Origin of the sequence: Xanthomonas euroxanthea (genome assembly GCF_900476395.1) — a bacterium.
Classification (GTDB): Bacteria; Pseudomonadota; Gammaproteobacteria; order Xanthomonadales; family Xanthomonadaceae; genus Xanthomonas; species Xanthomonas euroxanthea.
Window position 1 is genome coordinate 819,912 of the sequence record NZ_UIHB01000002.1, and the last position, 18,234, is coordinate 838,145.

Annotated in this window: 12 protein-coding genes and 5 tRNA genes; 5 read left to right on the forward strand and 12 right to left on the reverse strand. The window is 66.0% G+C overall.

Going from position 1 to position 18,234, the window contains the following annotated elements:
* Nucleotides 1-90: 90 nt before the first annotated feature.
* A complete protein-coding gene (locus CPBF1521_RS10865) occupies nucleotides 91-471 on the reverse strand; it encodes a response regulator (protein WP_104582548.1) in 381 nt (126 codons plus the stop codon).
* A 139-nt stretch (nucleotides 472-610) separates the two neighbouring features.
* Here CPBF1521_RS10865 and CPBF1521_RS10870 point away from each other — a divergent pair.
* Together CPBF1521_RS10870 and CPBF1521_RS10875 are read left to right on the forward strand one after the other, a co-directional pair.
* Nucleotides 611-697 (forward strand) — tRNA-Leu (locus tag CPBF1521_RS10870).
* A gap of 333 nt (nucleotides 698-1,030) precedes the next feature.
* Nucleotides 1,031-1,207, forward strand: a complete 177-nt coding sequence (locus CPBF1521_RS10875; protein ID WP_104582549.1) for a hypothetical protein — start codon at nucleotides 1,031-1,033, stop codon at nucleotides 1,205-1,207.
* 254 nt (nucleotides 1,208-1,461) lie between these two features.
* Here CPBF1521_RS10875 and CPBF1521_RS10880 read toward each other — a convergent pair.
* The 6 genes from CPBF1521_RS10880 to CPBF1521_RS10905 form a co-directional block, all read right to left on the reverse strand.
* Nucleotides 1,462-1,537: transfer RNA gene (locus CPBF1521_RS10880), tRNA-Glu, on the reverse strand.
* A gap of 49 nt (nucleotides 1,538-1,586) precedes the next feature.
* A tRNA-Ala gene (locus CPBF1521_RS10885) sits at nucleotides 1,587-1,662 on the reverse strand.
* A gap of 499 nt (nucleotides 1,663-2,161) precedes the next feature.
* Nucleotides 2,162-2,237, reverse strand: a tRNA-Glu gene (locus CPBF1521_RS10890).
* A gap of 46 nt (nucleotides 2,238-2,283) precedes the next feature.
* Nucleotides 2,284-2,359 (reverse strand) — tRNA-Ala (locus tag CPBF1521_RS10895).
* Nucleotides 2,360-2,463: 104 nt separating this feature from the next.
* Complete coding sequence (locus CPBF1521_RS10900) at nucleotides 2,464-2,925, reverse strand: c-type cytochrome (protein WP_164740057.1); 462 nt, start codon at nucleotides 2,923-2,925, stop codon at nucleotides 2,464-2,466.
* A gap of 8 nt (nucleotides 2,926-2,933) precedes the next feature.
* Nucleotides 2,934-3,326, reverse strand: coding sequence for a c-type cytochrome (locus tag CPBF1521_RS10905; RefSeq protein WP_115676948.1), 393 nt, complete (start codon nucleotides 3,324-3,326; stop codon nucleotides 2,934-2,936).
* A gap of 204 nt (nucleotides 3,327-3,530) precedes the next feature.
* Between CPBF1521_RS10905 and CPBF1521_RS10910 the strand changes: the two genes are divergently transcribed.
* Genes CPBF1521_RS10910 through CPBF1521_RS10920 form a run of 3 tightly spaced genes read left to right on the forward strand, consistent with a single transcriptional unit; the run spans nucleotide 3,531 to nucleotide 11,253 of the window.
* The gene (locus tag CPBF1521_RS10910) at nucleotides 3,531-4,664 is read left to right on the forward strand and encodes an efflux RND transporter periplasmic adaptor subunit (protein WP_181901197.1); all 1,134 of its coding nucleotides are present in this window, start codon (nucleotides 3,531-3,533) and stop codon (nucleotides 4,662-4,664) included.
* A complete protein-coding gene (locus tag CPBF1521_RS10915) occupies nucleotides 4,661-8,170 on the forward strand; it encodes an efflux RND transporter permease subunit (protein ID WP_115676949.1) in 3,510 nt (1,169 codons plus the stop codon). Before CPBF1521_RS10910 ends, CPBF1521_RS10915 begins: the two co-directional genes overlap by 4 nt.
* Nucleotides 8,167-11,253 carry an efflux RND transporter permease subunit gene (locus CPBF1521_RS10920; protein ID WP_115676950.1) on the forward strand — a complete coding sequence of 1,029 codons (3,087 nt, stop codon included), beginning with the start codon at nucleotides 8,167-8,169 and terminating at the stop codon, nucleotides 11,251-11,253. The genes CPBF1521_RS10915 and CPBF1521_RS10920 overlap by 4 nt, the downstream gene beginning before the upstream one ends.
* A gap of 602 nt (nucleotides 11,254-11,855) precedes the next feature.
* On the opposite strand, the gene CPBF1521_RS10930 is transcribed toward CPBF1521_RS10920, so the two are convergent.
* From CPBF1521_RS10930 to zwf, 5 genes are all read right to left on the reverse strand, one after another.
* Nucleotides 11,856-12,515, reverse strand: coding sequence for a bifunctional 4-hydroxy-2-oxoglutarate aldolase/2-dehydro-3-deoxy-phosphogluconate aldolase (locus tag CPBF1521_RS10930; RefSeq protein ID WP_104650443.1), 660 nt, complete (start codon nucleotides 12,513-12,515; stop codon nucleotides 11,856-11,858).
* A gap of 52 nt (nucleotides 12,516-12,567) precedes the next feature.
* Complete coding sequence (gene edd / locus CPBF1521_RS10935; protein WP_104650444.1) at nucleotides 12,568-14,484, reverse strand: phosphogluconate dehydratase; 1,917 nt, start codon at nucleotides 14,482-14,484, stop codon at nucleotides 12,568-12,570.
* 198 nt (nucleotides 14,485-14,682) lie between these two features.
* Nucleotides 14,683-15,402: a 6-phosphogluconolactonase gene (pgl, locus tag CPBF1521_RS10940; protein ID WP_104582556.1), complete on the reverse strand. Its 720-nt coding sequence runs from the start codon at nucleotides 15,400-15,402 to the stop codon at nucleotides 14,683-14,685.
* The gene (gene glk / locus CPBF1521_RS10945; RefSeq protein WP_104533472.1) at nucleotides 15,399-16,406 is read right to left on the reverse strand and encodes a glucokinase; all 1,008 of its coding nucleotides are present in this window, start codon (nucleotides 16,404-16,406) and stop codon (nucleotides 15,399-15,401) included. Before glk ends, pgl begins: the two co-directional genes overlap by 4 nt.
* Complete coding sequence (gene zwf / locus CPBF1521_RS10950) at nucleotides 16,403-17,833, reverse strand: glucose-6-phosphate dehydrogenase (protein ID WP_115676951.1); 1,431 nt, start codon at nucleotides 17,831-17,833, stop codon at nucleotides 16,403-16,405. Before zwf ends, glk begins: the two co-directional genes overlap by 4 nt.
* Nucleotides 17,834-18,234 lie beyond the last annotated feature (401 nt).

Here is an 18,234-nt window from a genome sequence, read left to right on the forward strand (position 1 = left end):
GTTAAGCGCAGCAGTGGCGCGATTGGTTACCTAAGAGTGCCAACTATCGACCGCGCCACGTGCTGGCGACACACCGGTAGGCGGTCGCGCTCAGCTGGCGGCACCGCTCAGCTGCCGTGCCCTGGACAGCGCGCTGATCAGCTCTTCGGACAAGTAAGGCTTGGTCAGGATCACGCCGCGTTCGAAGCCGCCGGGGATGGTGCCACTGGCAACACCGGTGGCCAGCACGAACGGAATCCCCAGTTCCGACAACAGTCGGGCGACCGGCTCGCTGGTCTCGCCGTTGCCAAGACGGTAATCGAGCACCGCGATTTCCGGCGCATCGGCCTTGATCAGCGTCAGCGCCTGTGCAACCTCTCCGACCGGACCCAGCACGACGGCACCGGCCTGGACGAGCTGCAGGTCGAGCAGCATGGCATTCATCTGGTCGTTCTCGACCACCAGTACCCGAACTCCACGCAACACCGACATTGCTTACTCCTTCACCTAAGTCGGCCAGTATATCGACACTGCTTCGCCGCGGCGCTGATGACTCCGCTTGCACCTGAATTCGTCAGGCGCGTTCTGACACTGTTCGTTTCATGTACAACTCGCTATACTGCGCGGCCACGCCGAAGTGGCGGAATCGGTAGACGCAGCGGACTCAAAATCCGCCGCCCTTAAAAGCGTGTGGGTTCGAGTCCCACCTTCGGCACCAGGATGTAGCGGTACAAGCAAAGCCCTTCTGGCGACGGTCAGAGGGGCTTTTCTTTTTGGCGCTCGACAGCCGTGCCGGAGCAGGCTGGTGATTGCATCGCCACGCTCGCGCAGTGCCGTCGGGCGTGGAGCGAGGGGGTGTCGATGGTGTGCGCCAGGCGGCGCAGCGTCGTGCCGTGCTTGCATGGCAGCGTGTTCGCTGGCCCGCATCGCTGCCACGTAATTGCTGAAGAATGCAGTCGAGATGAGACAGCCCTGCCACCTTGCGCCTGCAGGCACGCAACCATCACGCGCGGTGCGTACCTTGGATAGCTCTTTCAAGCAGGTGGCTTCCATGGATTTTGATTCTTCGCAGCAGCTGCGCATTTTGCGCGACATCCACGACACCAAGCCGGTGACCGACGAAGAGGCCAACTGGGCGGTGCGCGCCGGCTATGCGACACAGGCCGAAGACGGCGATATCGATCTCACCCACGAAGGCCGCAAGGCGCTGGATGTCGGCCAGACCTGATCTGGCATTGTGCGGACGTTGCTCGATGCGCAAGCCGGTTGGTGCGTCATCGAGTGCACACGTTCCACAGTTGATCGGCGGTGCGTGCGTGTGGATGCAGCGACACCGCCCCGCGCCCGTAGTCGATGGGCTCGTTGAACTGGCAGCTCAACGATGCGTGGTCGCGTCGCTACCGATCGCGTGCGGTGAAGCAGGGGGCTGCTGAGTAGCATCAGGCAAAAAAAGCCCCGGCAATGCCGAGGCTTTCTGATGATTGGCGTCCCCACGGGGATTCGAACCCCGGTGTCCACCGTGAAAGGGTGGTGTCCTAGGCCTCTAGACGATGGGGACGCGTATCAAAACCTGGTTGTAGATTCCAGACGGCCTATGTCGGGAATATTGGTGGAGCCAGGCGGGATCGAACCGCCGACCTCCTGCATGCCATGCAGGCGCTCTCCCAGCTGAGCTATGGCCCCACGATGCTGCGAGCCGGCAATCATAGCGACATCGATGACGCTTGGGAAGTGGTGCGTGCAAAAAAGATGTGCTGAGCGATTTGCCGGTGGCCGGGATCAGCATGGCGCGTGCAGGCGCAAGTATGTGATGCGTTCAAGCATCGCCGATTGATCGAGCTGGATGTCGCTGTGCGGGGATCGTCTGATCGGGTAGAGCGCAACGATGCAGTGGCCGTGGTTTTCCGCAGGCTGGGCATGTGCGACAGTCCTTGCGCAAGTGATCGACCCGCGTAGCAAGGGGTGCGCGTTCGCGGTCATCGGCATGCGTGCAGTTGCGCTGCAGCCGGCGGCGGATCAGCAAAGGGGCCGCTTGCACTGCGGCAACACGCTGCCGCTGCATCTTCGATATCCGCATGACGACATGCCGCACCAGGTGGGCCGCGTGCAGATCCACGACACACGAGCGATGCCGAAAAACACGCAAAAAAAAGCCCCGGCGATGCCGAGGCTTTCTGATGATTGGCGTCCCCACGGGGATTCGAACCCCGGTGTCCACCGTGAAAGGGTGGTGTCCTAGGCCTCTAGACGATGGGGACGCATATCAAAACCTGAGTTTGTCTACCTGGCGGCCTAAGCCAGGATTGGTGGAGCCAGGCGGGATCGAACCGCCGACCTCCTGCATGCCATGCAGGCGCTCTCCCAGCTGAGCTATGGCCCCACGAAACTGAGAACGAAATGATAGCGGCCTGTTAATGTTCGCGCAAGTGCTTTTTCATCTCGAATGAGACGCAACGTGCGCGGGGCACCCGACGCGTCTGCAACTCAGTTGACGCCGTGCAGATCGCGCAGCTGCGTCTGCCGCGCACCAAAGTAGGCGGCCAGATCGGCAATGTCCTGATCGCTCAGCGCGGTGGCCTGTGCGGTCATCAGCGGGTGCTGGCGATCGCCGCTGCGGTAGGCCTGCAGGGCGTGCGCAAGGTAGTCGCCGTACTGGCCGCCGAGCTTGGGATAGCTGGGGTCGATGGGAACATTGCCGTCGGCGCCATGGCAATCGATGCAGCTCTGGCCGGTGGCCTTGCCCTTCGCATGCGCCAGCTTGTCTCCGGCCTCGGCGCGCCCGGTCGGCAGCCCGGCGGACGAACCGGAGCCATGTTCGCCGCTGGCGTGGCCGGCATCGCCGGCGGAATGATCGGTGGACTCCACCTGGGATTGGGAGCAGGCCGCCACCATCAGGGCAGCGACCAGGACGATGGCTAGACGCGGAGCGTGCAGGGCGTTCGGCATGTGGGCGCTTATTTGAGGGTGGACAGGTAGGCGGAGATATCGGCGATGTCCTGCTCGGAAAAGCTCTGCGCCTGCGCTTGCATGGTGGGATGCTTGCGTTTGCCCTGGCGGTACTCGGTCAGCGCCTGGGTCAGATACTGACTGGACTGGCCGCCGATCTTGGGCACGCGATAACTCGGATAGGCGTTCTTGTACCCGGTAACCCCGTGGCACCCCTGACAGGTATAGGCCAGCAAGCGGCCGTTGGACGGGTTGCCGGTGGGCGCTGCGGGGGTGGCCGCCGCAGCAGTGGGCGCAGGCGTGGCGGGTGCGGCTGGCGGGACTGATGGTGTCGCTGATGCGCCCCCAAACGGCAGGAAGACGACCAGAGCGAGACAAGCGGCGAGCGGCTGCGGGCGCATGGTTTCGTATCCGGAAGACTGATTGAACGTCCGCACGTGGGGGCATGACGGAACCGGTCCGAGTATGCCTGCGATTTGGCCCCGCGCAAACGGGGTGAATAGGCGAACTTGAACAGACCATGACCTTTGGCGCATTGGCGACATCATCGTTCGGGTGGTCTACTTGCCTACAACACCTGTTCACGCATCCACTAGGACACGACGATGTCGCCACGCTCTTTCTTGCCCGGCCGCAGCGGAACCTGCGCCGCCGCATTGTTGATCACCACGAGCCTGTTGTTGGGCGGTTGCAAGGCCGGAGGTGGCGCGGCCAAGGCGGCTGAGGAAAAGAAGAGCGTCGACGCGGTGCCGGTGGAAATTGCCAAGGCCGCACGCCGTGCGGTGGCGGCCAGCTATACCGGCACCGCCGCACTGGAGCCGCGTGCCGAAGCACAGGTGGTGGCAAAGACCTCCGGCGTGGCGCTGGCGGTGATGGTGGAAGAGGGGCAGAAGGTGTCCGCGGGCCAGGCGCTGGTCCGCCTGGATCCGGACCGCGCGCATCTGGCGGTGGCGCAAAGCGAGGCGCAGCTGCGCAAGCTGGAGAACAGCTACCGCCGCGCCACCCAGTTGGTGGGGCAGCAACTGGTCAGTGCCGCCGATGTCGACCAGCTCAAGTTCGATGTCGAAAACAGCCGCGCGCAGCACCGCCTGGCATCGCTGGAACTGTCCTACACCACGGTGCAGGCGCCGATTTCCGGGGTGATCGCCTCGCGCTCGATCAAGACCGGCAACTTCGTGCAGATCAATACGCCGATCTTCCGCATCGTCGACGACTCGCAGCTGGAAGCCACGCTCAACGTGCCCGAGCGCGAACTGGCCACGCTCAAATCCGGCCAGCCGGTGACCTTGCTGGCCGATGCCTTGCCCGGCCAGCAGTTCATCGGCAAGGTCGATCGCATTGCGCCGGTGGTGGATTCGGGCAGCGGCACCTTCCGGGTGATCTGTGCGTTTGGCCAGGGCGCCGAAGCGCTGCAGCCGGGCATGTTCGGGCGCATCCGCATCGACTACGACCAGCGCAAGGATGCATTGGTGATTCCGCGCCTGGCATTGCTGGACGATGGCGAGCCGGCGGTATTCGTGGTGCGCAACGGCAAGGCCAGCCGGGTGCCGGTGAAACTCGGCTATGCCGAAGGTCCGTGGCTGGAAGTGCGGCAAGGCCTGAAGGAAGGCGACCAGGTGGTGACCGCCGGCAAGGTGGCGCTGCGCGATGGCACTGCGGTGCAGGTGATCGGCCAGCCCGATCGCAAGCCGGTTGCGGCTGCGGCGCCGGCAACCGGCAGCGACGGGAAGCGCTCATGAGCGATCACGGCAACCCGCACGGACCCGTGCACGACCCGCATGCGCCCTTGTCCGGCGGTGGCGGTCTGGTGGCCTTCGCCACGCGGCGGCGGGTGACCATCGCGATGATCACCGTGACCATGCTGCTGTTCGGCCTGATCGCCTTGCGCAGCCTCAAGGTCAATCTGCTGCCGGATCTGAGCTATCCCACGCTGACCGTGCGCACCGAATACACCGGCGCGGCGCCGGCGGAAATCGAAACGCTGGTGACCGAGCCGGTGGAAGAAGCGGTCGGCGTGGTCAAGAACCTGCGCAAGCTCAAGTCGATCTCGCGCACCGGGCAGAGCGATGTGGTGCTGGAATTCGCCTGGGGCACCAACATGGACCAGGCCAGCCTGGAGGTGCGCGACAAGATGGAAGCCTTGTCGCTGCCGCTGGAAACCAAGCCACCGGTGTTGCTGCGCTTCAATCCATCGACCGAGCCGATCATGCGGCTGGCGTTGTCGCCGAAGCAGGCACCGTCCTCCGACAGTGATGCGATCCGCCAGCTCACCGGCTTGCGTCGGTATGCCGACGAGGATCTGAAAAAGAAGCTCGAACCGGTGGCCGGCGTGGCCGCGGTCAAGGTCGGCGGCGGGCTGGAGGACGAGATCCAGGTCGATATCGATCAGCAGAAGCTGGCCCAGCTCAACCTGCCGATCGACAACGTGATCACCCGGCTCAAGGAGGAGAACGTCAACATCTCCGGCGGCCGGCTGGAAGAAGGCTCGCAGCGGTACCTGGTGCGCACGGTCAACCAGTTCGTGGATCTGGACGAGATCCGCAACATGCTGGTGACCACGCAGAGCAGCAGCGGCAGCGCCGCGGAAGCGGCGATGCAGCAGATGTATGCGATCGCCGCGTCCACCGGATCGCAGGCGGCGCTGGCGGCGGCGGCCGAAGTGCAGAGCACGTCCTCGTCGTCGACCAGCAGCATTGCCGGCGGCATGCCGGTGCGATTGAAGGATGTGGCCGAGGTGCGCCAGGGCTACAAGGAGCGCGAGGCGATCATCCGCCTGGGCGGCAAGGAAGCGGTGGAGCTGGCGATCTACAAGGAAGGCGACGCCAACACCGTGTCCACCGCCGCAGCGCTGCGCAAGCGGCTGGAGCAGTTGAAGGCGACCGTGCCCGGCGATGTCGAAATCACCACCATCGAGGACCAGTCGCACTTCATCGAGCACGCGATCAGCGACGTCAAGAAGGATGCGGTGATCGGCGGCGTGCTGGCGATCCTGATCATCTTCCTGTTCCTGCGCGATGGCTGGAGCACCTTCGTGATCAGCCTGTCGCTGCCGGTGTCGATCATCACCACGTTCTTCTTCATGGGCCAGCTGGGCCTGAGCCTCAACGTGATGTCGCTGGGCGGTCTGGCGCTGGCCACCGGCCTGGTGGTGGACGATTCGATCGTGGTGCTGGAAAGCATCGCCAAGGCGCGCGAGCGCGGCCTGAGCGTGCTGGATGCCGCAATCGCCGGCACCCGTGAAGTGAGCATGGCGGTGATGGCGTCCACGCTGACCACGATCGCGGTGTTCCTGCCGCTGGTGTTCGTCGAAGGCATCGCCGGGCAGCTGTTCCGCGACCAGGCGATGACCGTGGCGATCGCGATCGCGATCTCGCTGGTGGTGTCGATGACGCTGATCCCGATGCTGAGTTCGCTCAAGGGCGCACCGCCGATGGCGTTCCCGGACGAGCCGAGCCACCCGCAGTGGCAGCCGCAGCAGCGCTGGCTCAAGCCGGTAGCCGCCGGCCGGCGCGGAGCCGGGGCGAGCGTGCGCTATGCGTTCTTCGCTGTGGCGTGGGCGGTGGTCCGGCTGTGGCGCGGCATCGCGCGGGTGGTGTCGCCGGTGATGCGCAAGGCCAGCGATCTGGCGATGGCGCCGTATGGCCGCGCCGAGCGTGGCTATCTGGCGATGCTGCCGGCGGCGTTACGGCGGCCCGGGTTGGTGCTGGGACTGGCGGCTGCCGCGTTTGTCGGCACCGTGTTGCTGGTGCCGATGCTGGGGGCGGACCTGATTCCGCAGCTGGCGCAGGACCGCTTCGAAATGACCGTGAAGCTGCCTTCCGGTACGCCGTTGGCGCAGACCGACGCGCTGGTGCGCGAGTTGCAGCTGGCGCACGACAAGGACCCGGGCATCGCCTCGTTGTATGGGGTGAGCGGCAGCGGCACGCGGCTGGACGCCAATCCCACCGAAAGCGGCGAGAACATCGGCAAGCTCACCGTGGTGATGGCCGGTGGCGGCAGCCCGGCAGTGGAAGCGGCGGCCACCACGCGGCTGCGCAACAGCATGGCCGGGCACCCGGGGGCGCAGGTGGATTTTGCACGGCCGGCGTTGTTCAGTTTTTCCACGCCGCTGGAAGTGGAGCTGCGTGGGCAGGACCTGGGCGAGCTGGAACGTGCCGGGCAGAAGCTGGCGGCGATGCTGCGGGCCAATGGCCACTATGCCGACGTCAAGTCGACGGTGGAGGAGGGCTTCCCGGAGATCCAGATCCGTTTCGACCAGGAGCGCGCCGGTGCGCTGGGCTTGACCACGCGCCAGATCGCCGATGTCATCGTCAAGAAGGTGCGCGGGGACGTGGCCACGCGTTACAGCTTTCGCGATCGCAAGATCGACGTGCTGGTGCGCGCGCAGCACAGCGACCGCGCCAGCGTGGACGCGATCCGGCAGCTGATCGTCAACCCCGGCAGCAGCCGGCCGGTGCGTCTGGCGGCGGTGGCCGAGGTGGTGGCGACGACCGGGCCGAGCGAGATCCATCGCGCCGACCAGACCCGCGTGGCGATCGTCTCGGCCAGCCTGCATGACATGGACCTGGGCGGTGCGGTGCGCGAGGTCGAGTCGATGGTGCGCAACGATCCGCTGGCCGCCGGCGTGGGCATGCATATCGGCGGGCAGGGCGAGGAGCTGGCGCAATCGGTGAAGTCGCTGCTGTTCGCGTTCGGCCTAGCGATCTTCCTGGTCTACCTGGTGATGGCCTCGCAGTTCGAATCGCTGCTGCATCCGTTCGTCATCCTGTTCACCATCCCGCTGGCGATGGTCGGCGCGGTGCTGGCCTTGCTGATGACCGGCAAGCCGGTGTCGGTGGTGGTATTCATCGGCTTGATCCTGCTGGTGGGGTTGGTGACCAAGAACGCGATCATCCTGATCGACAAGGTCAACCAGTTGCGCGAGGACGGCGTGCCCAAGCGCGAGGCCTTGATCGAAGGTGCGCGTTCGCGCTTGCGGCCGATCGTGATGACCACGCTGTGCACCTTGTTCGGTTTCCTGCCGCTGGCGGTGGCAATGGGTGAGGGTGCCGAGGTGCGCGCGCCGATGGCGATCACCGTGATCGGCGGGTTGCTGGTGTCCACGCTGCTGACCCTGCTGGTGATCCCGGTGGTGTACGACCTGCTGGATCGACGCGCCGATGCGTACTACCTGGAGCGTGGCCGACGCATGGCCGGGCAGCGTGCGCAGGCACCCGGGAACTCCGACGGGCTGGAGGCGCTATGAGCGTTGCCGCCTTCAGCATCCGTCGCCCGGTCACCACCATCATGTGCTTTGTCTCGCTGGTGGTGGTGGGGCTGATTGCCGCATTCCGGCTGCCACTGGAGGCGCTGCCGGACATTTCCGCGCCGTTCCTGTTCGTGCAACTGCCGTACACCGGCTCCACCCCGGACGAGGTGGAACGCAACCTGGTGCGCCCGGCCGAAGAGGCGCTGGCGACGATGACCGGCATCAAGCGCATGCGCTCGACCGCCACCGCCGATGGCGCCAACATCTTCATCGAGTTCTCCGACTGGGATCGCGACATCGCCATCGCCGCATCGGATGCGCGCGAGCGGCTGGATGCCATCCGTGACGATTTTCCGGAAGATCTGCAGCGCTTCCACATCTACAAATGGTCCAGCAGCGACGAACCGGTGCTCAAGGTGCGCCTGGCCAGCCAGACCGACCTGACCGGCGCGTACGACATGCTCGACCGCGAATTCAAGCGGCGCATCGAACGGATTCCCGGCGTGGCCAAGGTGGAGATCTCCGGCGCACCGCCGAACGAGGTGGAGATCGCGATCGCGCCAGACCGGCTCACTGCGCACGACCTCAGCCTCAATGAGTTGAGCGAGCGCCTGGGCAAGCTCAATTTCTCGGTGTCCGCCGGCCAGATCGATGACAACGGCCAGCGCATTCGGGTCCAGCCGATCGGCGAATTGCGCGACTTGCAGGAGTTGCGCGAGCTGGTGCTCAACGCAAAAGGGCTGCGTCTTGGCGATATTGCGCAGGTGCGGCTGAAGCCGACGCGGATGAATTACGGACGCCGCCTGGATGGACGGCCGGCGATCGGGCTGGATATCTACAAGGAGCGCAGCGCCAACCTGGTGGATGTGTCCAGGGCGGCGTTGAAGGAGGTCGAAGACATTCGCGCCGAACCTGCGATGCGCGATGTGCAGATCAAGGTGATCGACAACCAGGGCAAGGCGGTGACCTCGTCGCTGGCGGAGCTGGCAGAAGCCGGCGCGGTGGGCTTGCTGTTGTCGATCACGGTGCTGTTCTTCTTCCTGCGCCACTGGCCATCGACGCTGATGGTGACGCTGGCGATTCCGATCTGCTTTGCGATCACGCTGGGCTTCATGTATTTCGTCGGCGTCACGCTCAACATCCTGACCATGATGGGCCTGTTGCTGGCGGTCGGCATGCTGGTCGACAACGCGGTGGTGGTGGTGGAAAGCATCTACCAGGAGCGCGAGCGCATGCCCGGCCAACCGCAGCTGGCGGCCTTGCTCGGCACGCGCAGTGTGGCGATCGCGCTCAGCGCCGGCACCTTGTGCCATTGCATCGTGTTCGTGCCGAACCTGTTCGGCGAGACCAACAACATCAGCATCTTCATGGCACAGATCGCGATCACCATTTCGGTATCGTTGCTGGCTTCATGGTTGGTGGCCATCAGCCTGATTCCGATGTTGTCGGCGCGCATGAAGACACCGCCGATGGTGAGCTCCGAGCGCGGCGTGATCGCACGGCTGCAGCGCCGTTACGCCAGGGTGCTGGCGTGGACGCTGGCGCATCGCGGCTGGAGCGTGGCCGGCATCGTGCTGGTCAGTGCGATCAGCCTGGTGCCGATGAAGTTGACCAAGGTCGACATGTTCGGTGGCGACGGCGGCAACGAGGCCTTCATCCAGTACCAGTGGAAAGGCTCGTACACCCATGAGCAGATGGGCGAGGAGGTCGGGCGGGTCGAGCACTACCTGCAGGCCCATCGCGACAAGTACCACATCACCCAGATCTATTCGTGGTTCAGCGAGGCCGAAGGCAGCAGCACCACCGTGACCTTCGACGCGGGCAAGGTCAAGGACCTGCCACCGCTGCTGGAACAGATCCGCAAGGCATTGCCGCGCTCGGCACGTGCGGACTACAGCATCGGCAACCAGGGCGATGGCGGCAGCGGCAATCAAGGGGTGCAGGTGCAGCTGGTCGGCGACTCGACCCAGGCCCTGCAGGCCTTGGCCGATGAGGTGATCCCATTGCTGGCGCAGCGCAAGGAATTGCGCGATGTCCATGTGGATACCGGCGATCGCACCAGCGAGTTGGCGATCCGGGTGGACCGCGAGCGTGCGGCGGCCTTCGGCTTCAGTGCCGAACAGGTGGCAAGCTTCGTGGGCCTGGCCTTGCGTGGCACGCCATTGCGCGAGTTCCGCCGCGGCGACAACGAGGTGCCGGTGTGGGTGCGCTTTGCCGGCGCCGAACAGAGCAAGCCGGAAGACCTGGCCAGCTTCACGGTGCGCACCAAGGATGGCCGCAGCGTGCCGTTGCTCAGCCTGGTGGATGTGCAGATTCGCCCGGCCGCCACGCAGATCGGCCGTACCAATCGGCAGACCACGCTGACCATCAAGGCCAACCTGGCCAGCAAGGTCACCGTACCGGAAGCACGCGCGGCAATGGAAAAGCCGCTCAAGGCAATGAGCTTCCCGGCCGGTTACAGCTACACCTTCGACGGCGGCGATTACCAGGACGACGGCGAAGCGATGGGCCAGATGGTGTTCAACCTGGTGATCGCGCTGGTGATGATCTATGTGGTGATGGCGGCGGTGTTCGAGTCGCTGCTGTTTCCTGCGGCGATCATGAGCGGCGTGGTGTTTTCGATCTTCGGGGTGTTCTGGCTGTTCTGGATCACCGGCACTTCGTTCGGGATCATGTCCTTCATCGGCATCCTGGTGTTGATGGGCGTGGTGGTGAACAACGGCATCGTGATGATCGAGCACATCAACAACCTGCGCCGCCGCGGCATGGGCCGCACCCAGGCGCTGATCGAAGGCTCACGCGAGCGCCTGCGGCCGATCATGATGACGATGGGCACCGCCATCCTGGCGATGGTGCCGATCTCGCTGACCAGCACCACGATGTTCAGCGACGGCCCGCCGTACTTCCCGATGGCCCGCGCGATTGCCGGCGGGCTGGCATTTTCGACGGTGGTGAGCCTGCTGTTCCTGCCGACGATCTACGCGATTCTCGATGACATGAGCAATGGCGCAGCAGCGCTGGTACGACGTGCGCGCGGTGTGCCGAAGATGCCGCCGGCGAGCGTTGCGCTTGAGTCTTGAACGTTACGCGCTGCCTGAGCCCCTCTCCCGTCGGGAGAGGGGTTGGGGTGAGGGTACGGGTTCTCCGGGCACTGCCAATCAAGCGGCTGTCAGTCGCTGGCTTCGGTGAGGGCGGCAGCGCGTCTGCGGACTGGCTCCTCGGCTCGGTCAAACATCCTGTCTGACTCGCCGCCGCGGCACATCCCTGTGCCGCTCTCCGCCAATCCCCGGCCACGCTGTCGCTTCGGCGAGTCGTTTCCGCGACGTTGGGCGACGAAAAACGGCAGCCGGTTCAGTGCTCGATTTTGATGCGTGCCAATCTGCTCTCCGTTCCGCCAACGCAGGAACATTCGAGAGTGGTCCGCGGGCGCCGGGGCGGGACCTTACACGACATGGCGCGTGTAAGAGCCCCCATGGATGGGTTCACGGCGTGTCCTGCCCCGGCGCCCGCGGGCCGCTCCCACGCATGGAATCAAGGCGCCAGCCAATCGGGCTCTCCTCGACCAAAACCAAACCGCCAGCAACCCGGGCTTTCCTCAGTCAACACCAGGACGCCAGCTGATCAGCGTTCCTCAGCCAACCAGCTTCCACCCGGCTATCCCGCGCGGGATGCGGCCCACAAATCAGCCAGCCCGCACCTGCCGCACGATCGCTGCAGCCTTGGCCGAGCTTTCCTTCACCTTGTCCCACTGGCCCTGGGCCAGCCAGTCCTTGGGCACCATCCACGAGCCGCCGATGCACAGCACGTTCGGCTGCGACAGGAACTCGGCCGCGTTGGCTTCGCTGATGCCGCCGGTGGGGCAGAGCTTGAGCTCGGACAGCGGACCGGCCAAGCCCTTGAGCATTTGCAATCCCCCCACGGCGGTGGCCGGGAACAGCTTGCAGACGCGGAAGCCCAGGCCCATCAGGGTCAGCAGTTCGGTCGGCGTGGCCGCGCCAGGCACTGCGGGAATCGGCGCGTCGGCCAGCAGGCGCGCCAGCGGCGCCGGCGTGCCCGGGGTGACCAAGAAGTCCGCACCGGCATCCACCGACTGACGCAGTTGCAGCTCGCTCAGCACGGTGCCGGCGCCGATCACGATGTCGGGCAGCTCGCGCTTGAGCATGGCCAGTGCGTCGATCGCGACCGGGGTGCGCAGGGTCAGCTCGATCGCGGGCAGGCCGCCTTCGAGCAGCGCATCGGCGACGCGGCGGGCCTGGTCCAGCGTGTCCACGGTGACCACCGGCAGGATGCCGGCGTCGCGCAGCAGCTGTTCGGCGGTGTTCTGGGTCTGGGCAATCGTCATTGCAACTCCGGTAGACGGCGACCGCAGGGCGGTCGCGCAGAGGGAAGGGGAATCAGGCGTCCTTGGACTCGTGCGGTGCGGCGGCGGCCTCGGCATCGGCACCGAGTTCGTACTCGGCGTCGTAGCTCCACAGTGCGCCGTCCGGACGGGTCGGGCCGCAGGAGATCGAGATGGCGCCCTGATCGGCGGGGCCAACCACCTGGCGGTTGATCGCGAACAGGTTGCGTCCCAGGTCGTTGCCGGCCACCGAGGTGTTCGGCGCGACCTCGCGCGATGCCCACTCTTCGGCCGACACCAGCACTTCCAGCGTGCCGGCTTCGCCGTCCAGGCGCACGATGTCGCCTTCGCGCACACGCCCGATCGGACCGCCGCGTGCGGCTTCCGGGGTCATGTGGATCGCCGCCGGGAACTTGCCCGAGGCACCCGACAGACGGCCGTCGGTGACCAGCGCCACGCGCCGGCCCTGGTTCTGCAACAGGCCCAGCAGCGGCGCCATCGAGTGCAGTTCCGGCATGCCATTGGCACGCGGACCCTGGTAGCGCAGCACCACCACGAAATCGTGCGGCAGCACGCCGGCGGCATGCAGCTTGTTGAGCACCTGCGGCGTATCGATCACCACCGCCGGCGCCTCGATCGTGCGGTGCTGCGGCTTGACCGCCGACAGCTTGATCAGCGAACGGCCCAGGTTGCCGCGCAGCAGGCGCAGGCCGCCCTGCGACTCGAACGCGGCGCTGACCGGGCGCGCCACGCTGTCGTCGGCGGTGGTCGCGGTGCCGGGCACGTACACGATCTTGCCGTCCTGCAGGCGCGGCTCGTTGGCGTAGGCGCGCATGCCGCCCTCGACCACGGTGGGCAGGTCGTCGTGCATCATCCCGGCGTCCATCAGCTCGCGGAACACGAACGCGGTGCCGCCCGCGGCCTGGAAGCGGTTCACGTCGGCTTCGCCGTTGGGGTAGATGCGGGTCAGCAACGGCACGGTCTGCGAGATCAGGTCCATGTCGTCCCAGGTCAGCACGATGCCGGCCGCGCGCGCCACCGCAATCCAGTGGATGGTGTGATTGGTCGAGCCGCCGGTGGCCATCAGCGCGACCACGGCGTTGACGATGGCGCGCTCGTCGATCAGGCGACCGAACGGACGGAAGTCCTGGCCCAGCGCGGAGATCGCCAGCGCACGCGCGGTGCCCTCGCGGGTCAGCGCATCGCGCAACTGCAGTTCCGGGTTGACGAACGAGGCGCCGGGCAGCTGCACGCCCATCGCTTCGAGCAACACCTGGTTGGAGTTGGCGGTGCCGTAGAAGGTGCAGGTGCCGGGCGAGTGATACGAGGACGATTCGGCTTCCAGCAATTCGGCGCGGGTGGCTTCGCCAGCGGCGTAGCGCTCGCGCACTTCGGCCTTCTGCTTGTTCGGAATGCCTGGCGTCATCGGGCCGGCCGGCATGAACAGCGCCGGCAGGTGCCCGAACGCCAGCGCGCCGATCAAAAGGCCCGGCACGATCTTGTCGCACACGCCCAGGTACACCACGCTGTCGAACATGTCGTGGCTCAGGCCGATCGCCGTGGCCTGGGCAATGTTGTCGCGCGAGAATAGCGACAGCTCCATGCCCGCGCGGCCCTGGGTCACCCCGTCGCACATTGCCGGCACGCCGCCGGCAACCTGCGCGGTGGCGCCGAGCGTGCGCGCGGTCTCACGGATCAGCTGCGGGTAATGCTCGAACGGCTGATGTGCCGACAGCATGTCGTTGTAGGCGGTGATGATGCCCAGGTTGGGCGTGGCCGCACCGCGCAGGCGCGACTTGTCGGTCGGCTCGGACGCAGCGAAACCATGCGCAAGATTGCCGCAGCTCAGACGGCTACGGAACGGACCCTCGCGCAGGGCGGCATCGAGACCGGCCAGATACGCCGCGCGCGATGGCGCGCTGCGCTTGCGGATACGGTCGGTGACAGCTTGGATGTTCGGATGCAGGCTCATTGGCTACCGGCTATGAGAAACGGGGGAAGAAAGTAATCACGCTTTTTTAGATCCCCGCACATGGATGTGCGGGCTGTTGCGAGGGACTCGCACGTTTGAATCCCCGCACAAGGATGTGCGGGCTGTTGCGAAGGAGTCGCACAAAATCGGCTGTTGCGAAGGACTCGCACAAAATCGGCTGTTGCGAGGGACTCGCACTCAAGCACACCAGTGAACCCGCAACTTCGGGCCCGGCTGCTGCAGCGCCACCCGGATCGGATACTCGCTGACATCATCGCCCGCCAGCGCAGCCTGCAATACGTCAAGCTTCTGCTTGCCGCGCAGCAGCAGCAAGCGGGTCGGGATGGTGGCAAGCCCGGCCGGTGTCAGCGTGATCCGCAGCGGCCACTGATTCGAACCGGGGCAGCCGGTGGCATCCAGCGACGCATAGGGCTGCGGGCTGGAAAGCGCCTTGCTCAAGTCGGTCGAGCCCGGAAACAACGAGGCGGTGTGGCCGTCGCCGCCCATGCCCAGCACTGCCAGGCATGCGGGTTCGGCATGCCTGGCCTGCAGGTTCGCGGTGTGCACGCACTCGGGCAACTGCTTGCCCGGGCGCACCAGCGGAATGAAGGTCGCCGCCGGTGCATGGGTCAAGAAGCTGTGATTGACCAGCCAGGCGTTGCTGTCCTGATCCTGCGGCGAGAGCCAGCGTTCATCGACCAGGCCCACTTCCACCCGCGACCAGTCCAGCGGACGGTGGGCGAGGGATTCGTACACCGGCGCCGGTGTGGTGCCGCCGGACAGCAGCATGCGCGCCTGGCCGCGGCGCGAGATCTCCTGTTCCAGCAGGTCGGCCATTTCGCTGGCGACCGCCTCGGTCCATTCGGCCGGGTCTTCGTAGCGCACCAGTGTGATGCGCGGGTTGTCCTGCAGGTTCATCGCTGTTCCCCTGGATGCTGACGCTGTGCATCCACCGCATAGGCGGCGGCGCCGAGCAGGCCGGCATGCGGATGCATGACTGCCAGCGACGGCACCCGCGACATGATCGCGGAGAAGCGTCCCTTGTGTTCGAAGCGCTGGCGGAAGCCGGAATGCTGTAGCGAATCCAGCACCTTGGGCACCAGCCCGCCAGTGAGGAACACGCCGTCCCAGGCGCCCTGCATCAGCACCATGTCGCCGGCGATCGCGCCGAAGATGGCGCAGAACAGATCGATGGTGCGCGACGAGCGCGGGTCGCCCGCCGCCGCACGTGCGGTGATGTCCTTGGGCTGCAACGGACCCGGGTCGACTCCGGCGATCTCGCTGAGCGCGCGGTGGATGTTGACCAGGCCGGGGCCGCAGATCAGCCGCTCGTTGGAGACCCGGCCGAACTGCTCGGACAGGATCTCCAGGATGCGGATCTCCTCCGGCGTGCCGGGCGGGAAGCTGACGTGGCCGCCTTCGGTTTCCAGCGGGAAACAGCGTCCGTTGCGGATGATCAGCCCGCCCACGCCCAGCCCGGTGCCCGGGCCGATCACGCCGTAGTTGCGCGCCTGATCGATCGGCGCCGGCCGCCAGCTGGCGCCGCCAACCTGCACCACGTCCTGCGGGCGCAGCAGGCTAATCGCCATGGCCTGCGCGGCGAAGTCGTTGATCAGGTGCAGGGTGCTGAAGCCCAGCATCGCCGCGGTGCGCGAGCGCGAGATCACCCACGGATGGTTGGTGATGCGTGCCTCGTCGCCATCCACGCGGCCGGCCACGGCAAACACGCCCTGCGTGGCCTGCACGCCGATCTGGTCGAGGTAGTAACGCGCGGCTTCGCCGAGCGAGCCGAAATCGACCACCGCAAATTCGCGCGAGGTGTCATCCAGCAGCGGTACCGAGGCGTCGACGTCGGCCAGCGCGAAGCGCGCATTGGTTCCGCCGATATCGGCAACCAGCACCGGCTTGGAAGGAGCGGTCATGCGGTGTGTCCCTGTGCGTCGGTGGCGGGGGGCAGGAAGGGGGCCGCGGCATCGGGGCCCCAACTGCCGGCCGGGTAGGGCTGCAGTGGCAACTGCGCGTCTTTCCAGGCATCGCTGACGCTGTCGATCCACGACCAGGCGGCCTTTACTTCGTCGTCGCGCACGAACAGCGCCGGGTTGCCATTGAAGGCATCCACGAACAGGCGCTCGTAGGCGATGCGCCGGTGCAGGCCGGTTGGCACTGACAGTTCCAGTTCCAGCGGCTGCAGCTCGATCGCGCCCCATTCCGGGCCGGCCAGGCTGCTCATCAGGCCGAGCTCGATGTTTTCCTGCGGCTGCAGCTGGAAGGTCAGCCGGTTGGGCACCGCGTTCTGCCGGTCCGGGCGCTCGAACAGCCAATGCGTCACCGGCTTGAGCGTGACCACGATGCGGGTGGAGCGCTCGGCCAGACGCTTGCCGGTGCACAGATGGAACGGCACCCCGGCCCAGCGCCAGTTGTCGATATGCGCGGTCACCGCGACGAAGGTTTCCACATCGCTGCCTTCCGGCGGGTGATAGGCCTGCGCCGGCTGGCCATTGATGCTGCCGGCGGTGTAGCGCCCGCGCACGCTGTCATGGGCGGCATGCTCGGCGGTCATCGGGCGCAGGGCGCGCAGCACCTTGACCTTCTCGTCGCGGATGCGGTCGGCTTCCAGCGAGGCCGGCGGCTCCATTGCCACCAGGCACAACAGCTGCAGGATGTGACTCTGCACCATGTCGCGCAGCGCGCCGGAGCGGGCGTAATAGGCATCGCGTCCGTCCACGCCTTCGCTTTCGGCCACCAGGATCTGTACCGACTCGATGTAGGTGCGGTTCCACACCGCTTCCAGCAGCGTATTGCCGAAGCGCAGCGCGATCAGGTTCTGCACCGCCGCCTTGCCCAGGTAATGGTCCAGGCGGAACACGCGGTCTTCGTCGATCAGCGCGCCGATCGACTGCAGGATCTCGCGGGCGCTGTCCGAATCGTGGCCGATCGGCTTTTCCAGCATCAGCCGGTGCGGCGCGGCCAGCGCGCCGCCCAGCGCCAGGCCCTGGCAGGTGCTGATGTACAGGCCCGGCGGAATCGCCAGATAGCTCACGCACTGGCGGTTGGCCAGCTCGCGCACGGCATTGGCCACCGACTCGGCATCACGCAGATCCACCGAGCGGTAGTCGACCCGCTGCAGCAGCGTCTGGATCTGCTCGGGCGTGGCGATCGGCAGCGCGGCGGCCAGACGCGGGCGCAGGACCTCGCGGAAGGCCTCGGTGTCGTGCGGCGACAACGCCAGCGCACGGATACGGAAATCCTCCGGCAGCAGGCCGTCGACGAACAGTCGCAGCAGGGACGGGAAGAGATAGCGCTGGGCGAGATCGCCGGTGGCGCCGAACAGGATCAGGGTGTTATGCATGGACCGAATTTCAGATTCTGGAGACATCGTGATCAGCAGCTGGTCGGAAAGGCGCCGGACAGCCGGCGGTCGGTATGTCTGTTCCTGAGCGTCACTGGCGTGCGCGCAGCGGGGGATGGACGCGCGCGCCCAGTCCCCGATTGTTGCAGCAAGTGGCCGTCAGCGGTTAGCGCCGCGGCGGTAGACCTGACCATGCGTGGCCGGATGCCGGCCCTTGCACGGTAGGCTGCACCGCTTGAAACAGCGGCTTGGGTTGGTGGCGGCATGGTCCCTCCCGAGATCGATGTTGCCATGTGAAAACGATTACATGTCAGAATAAACCAATGCATTCGTTTGCAGGAGATTTCCTTGCAGGCGCATGTGGCGTCACCGCCGTCGGGAGGGCCGAGGGCAGGGCGCAC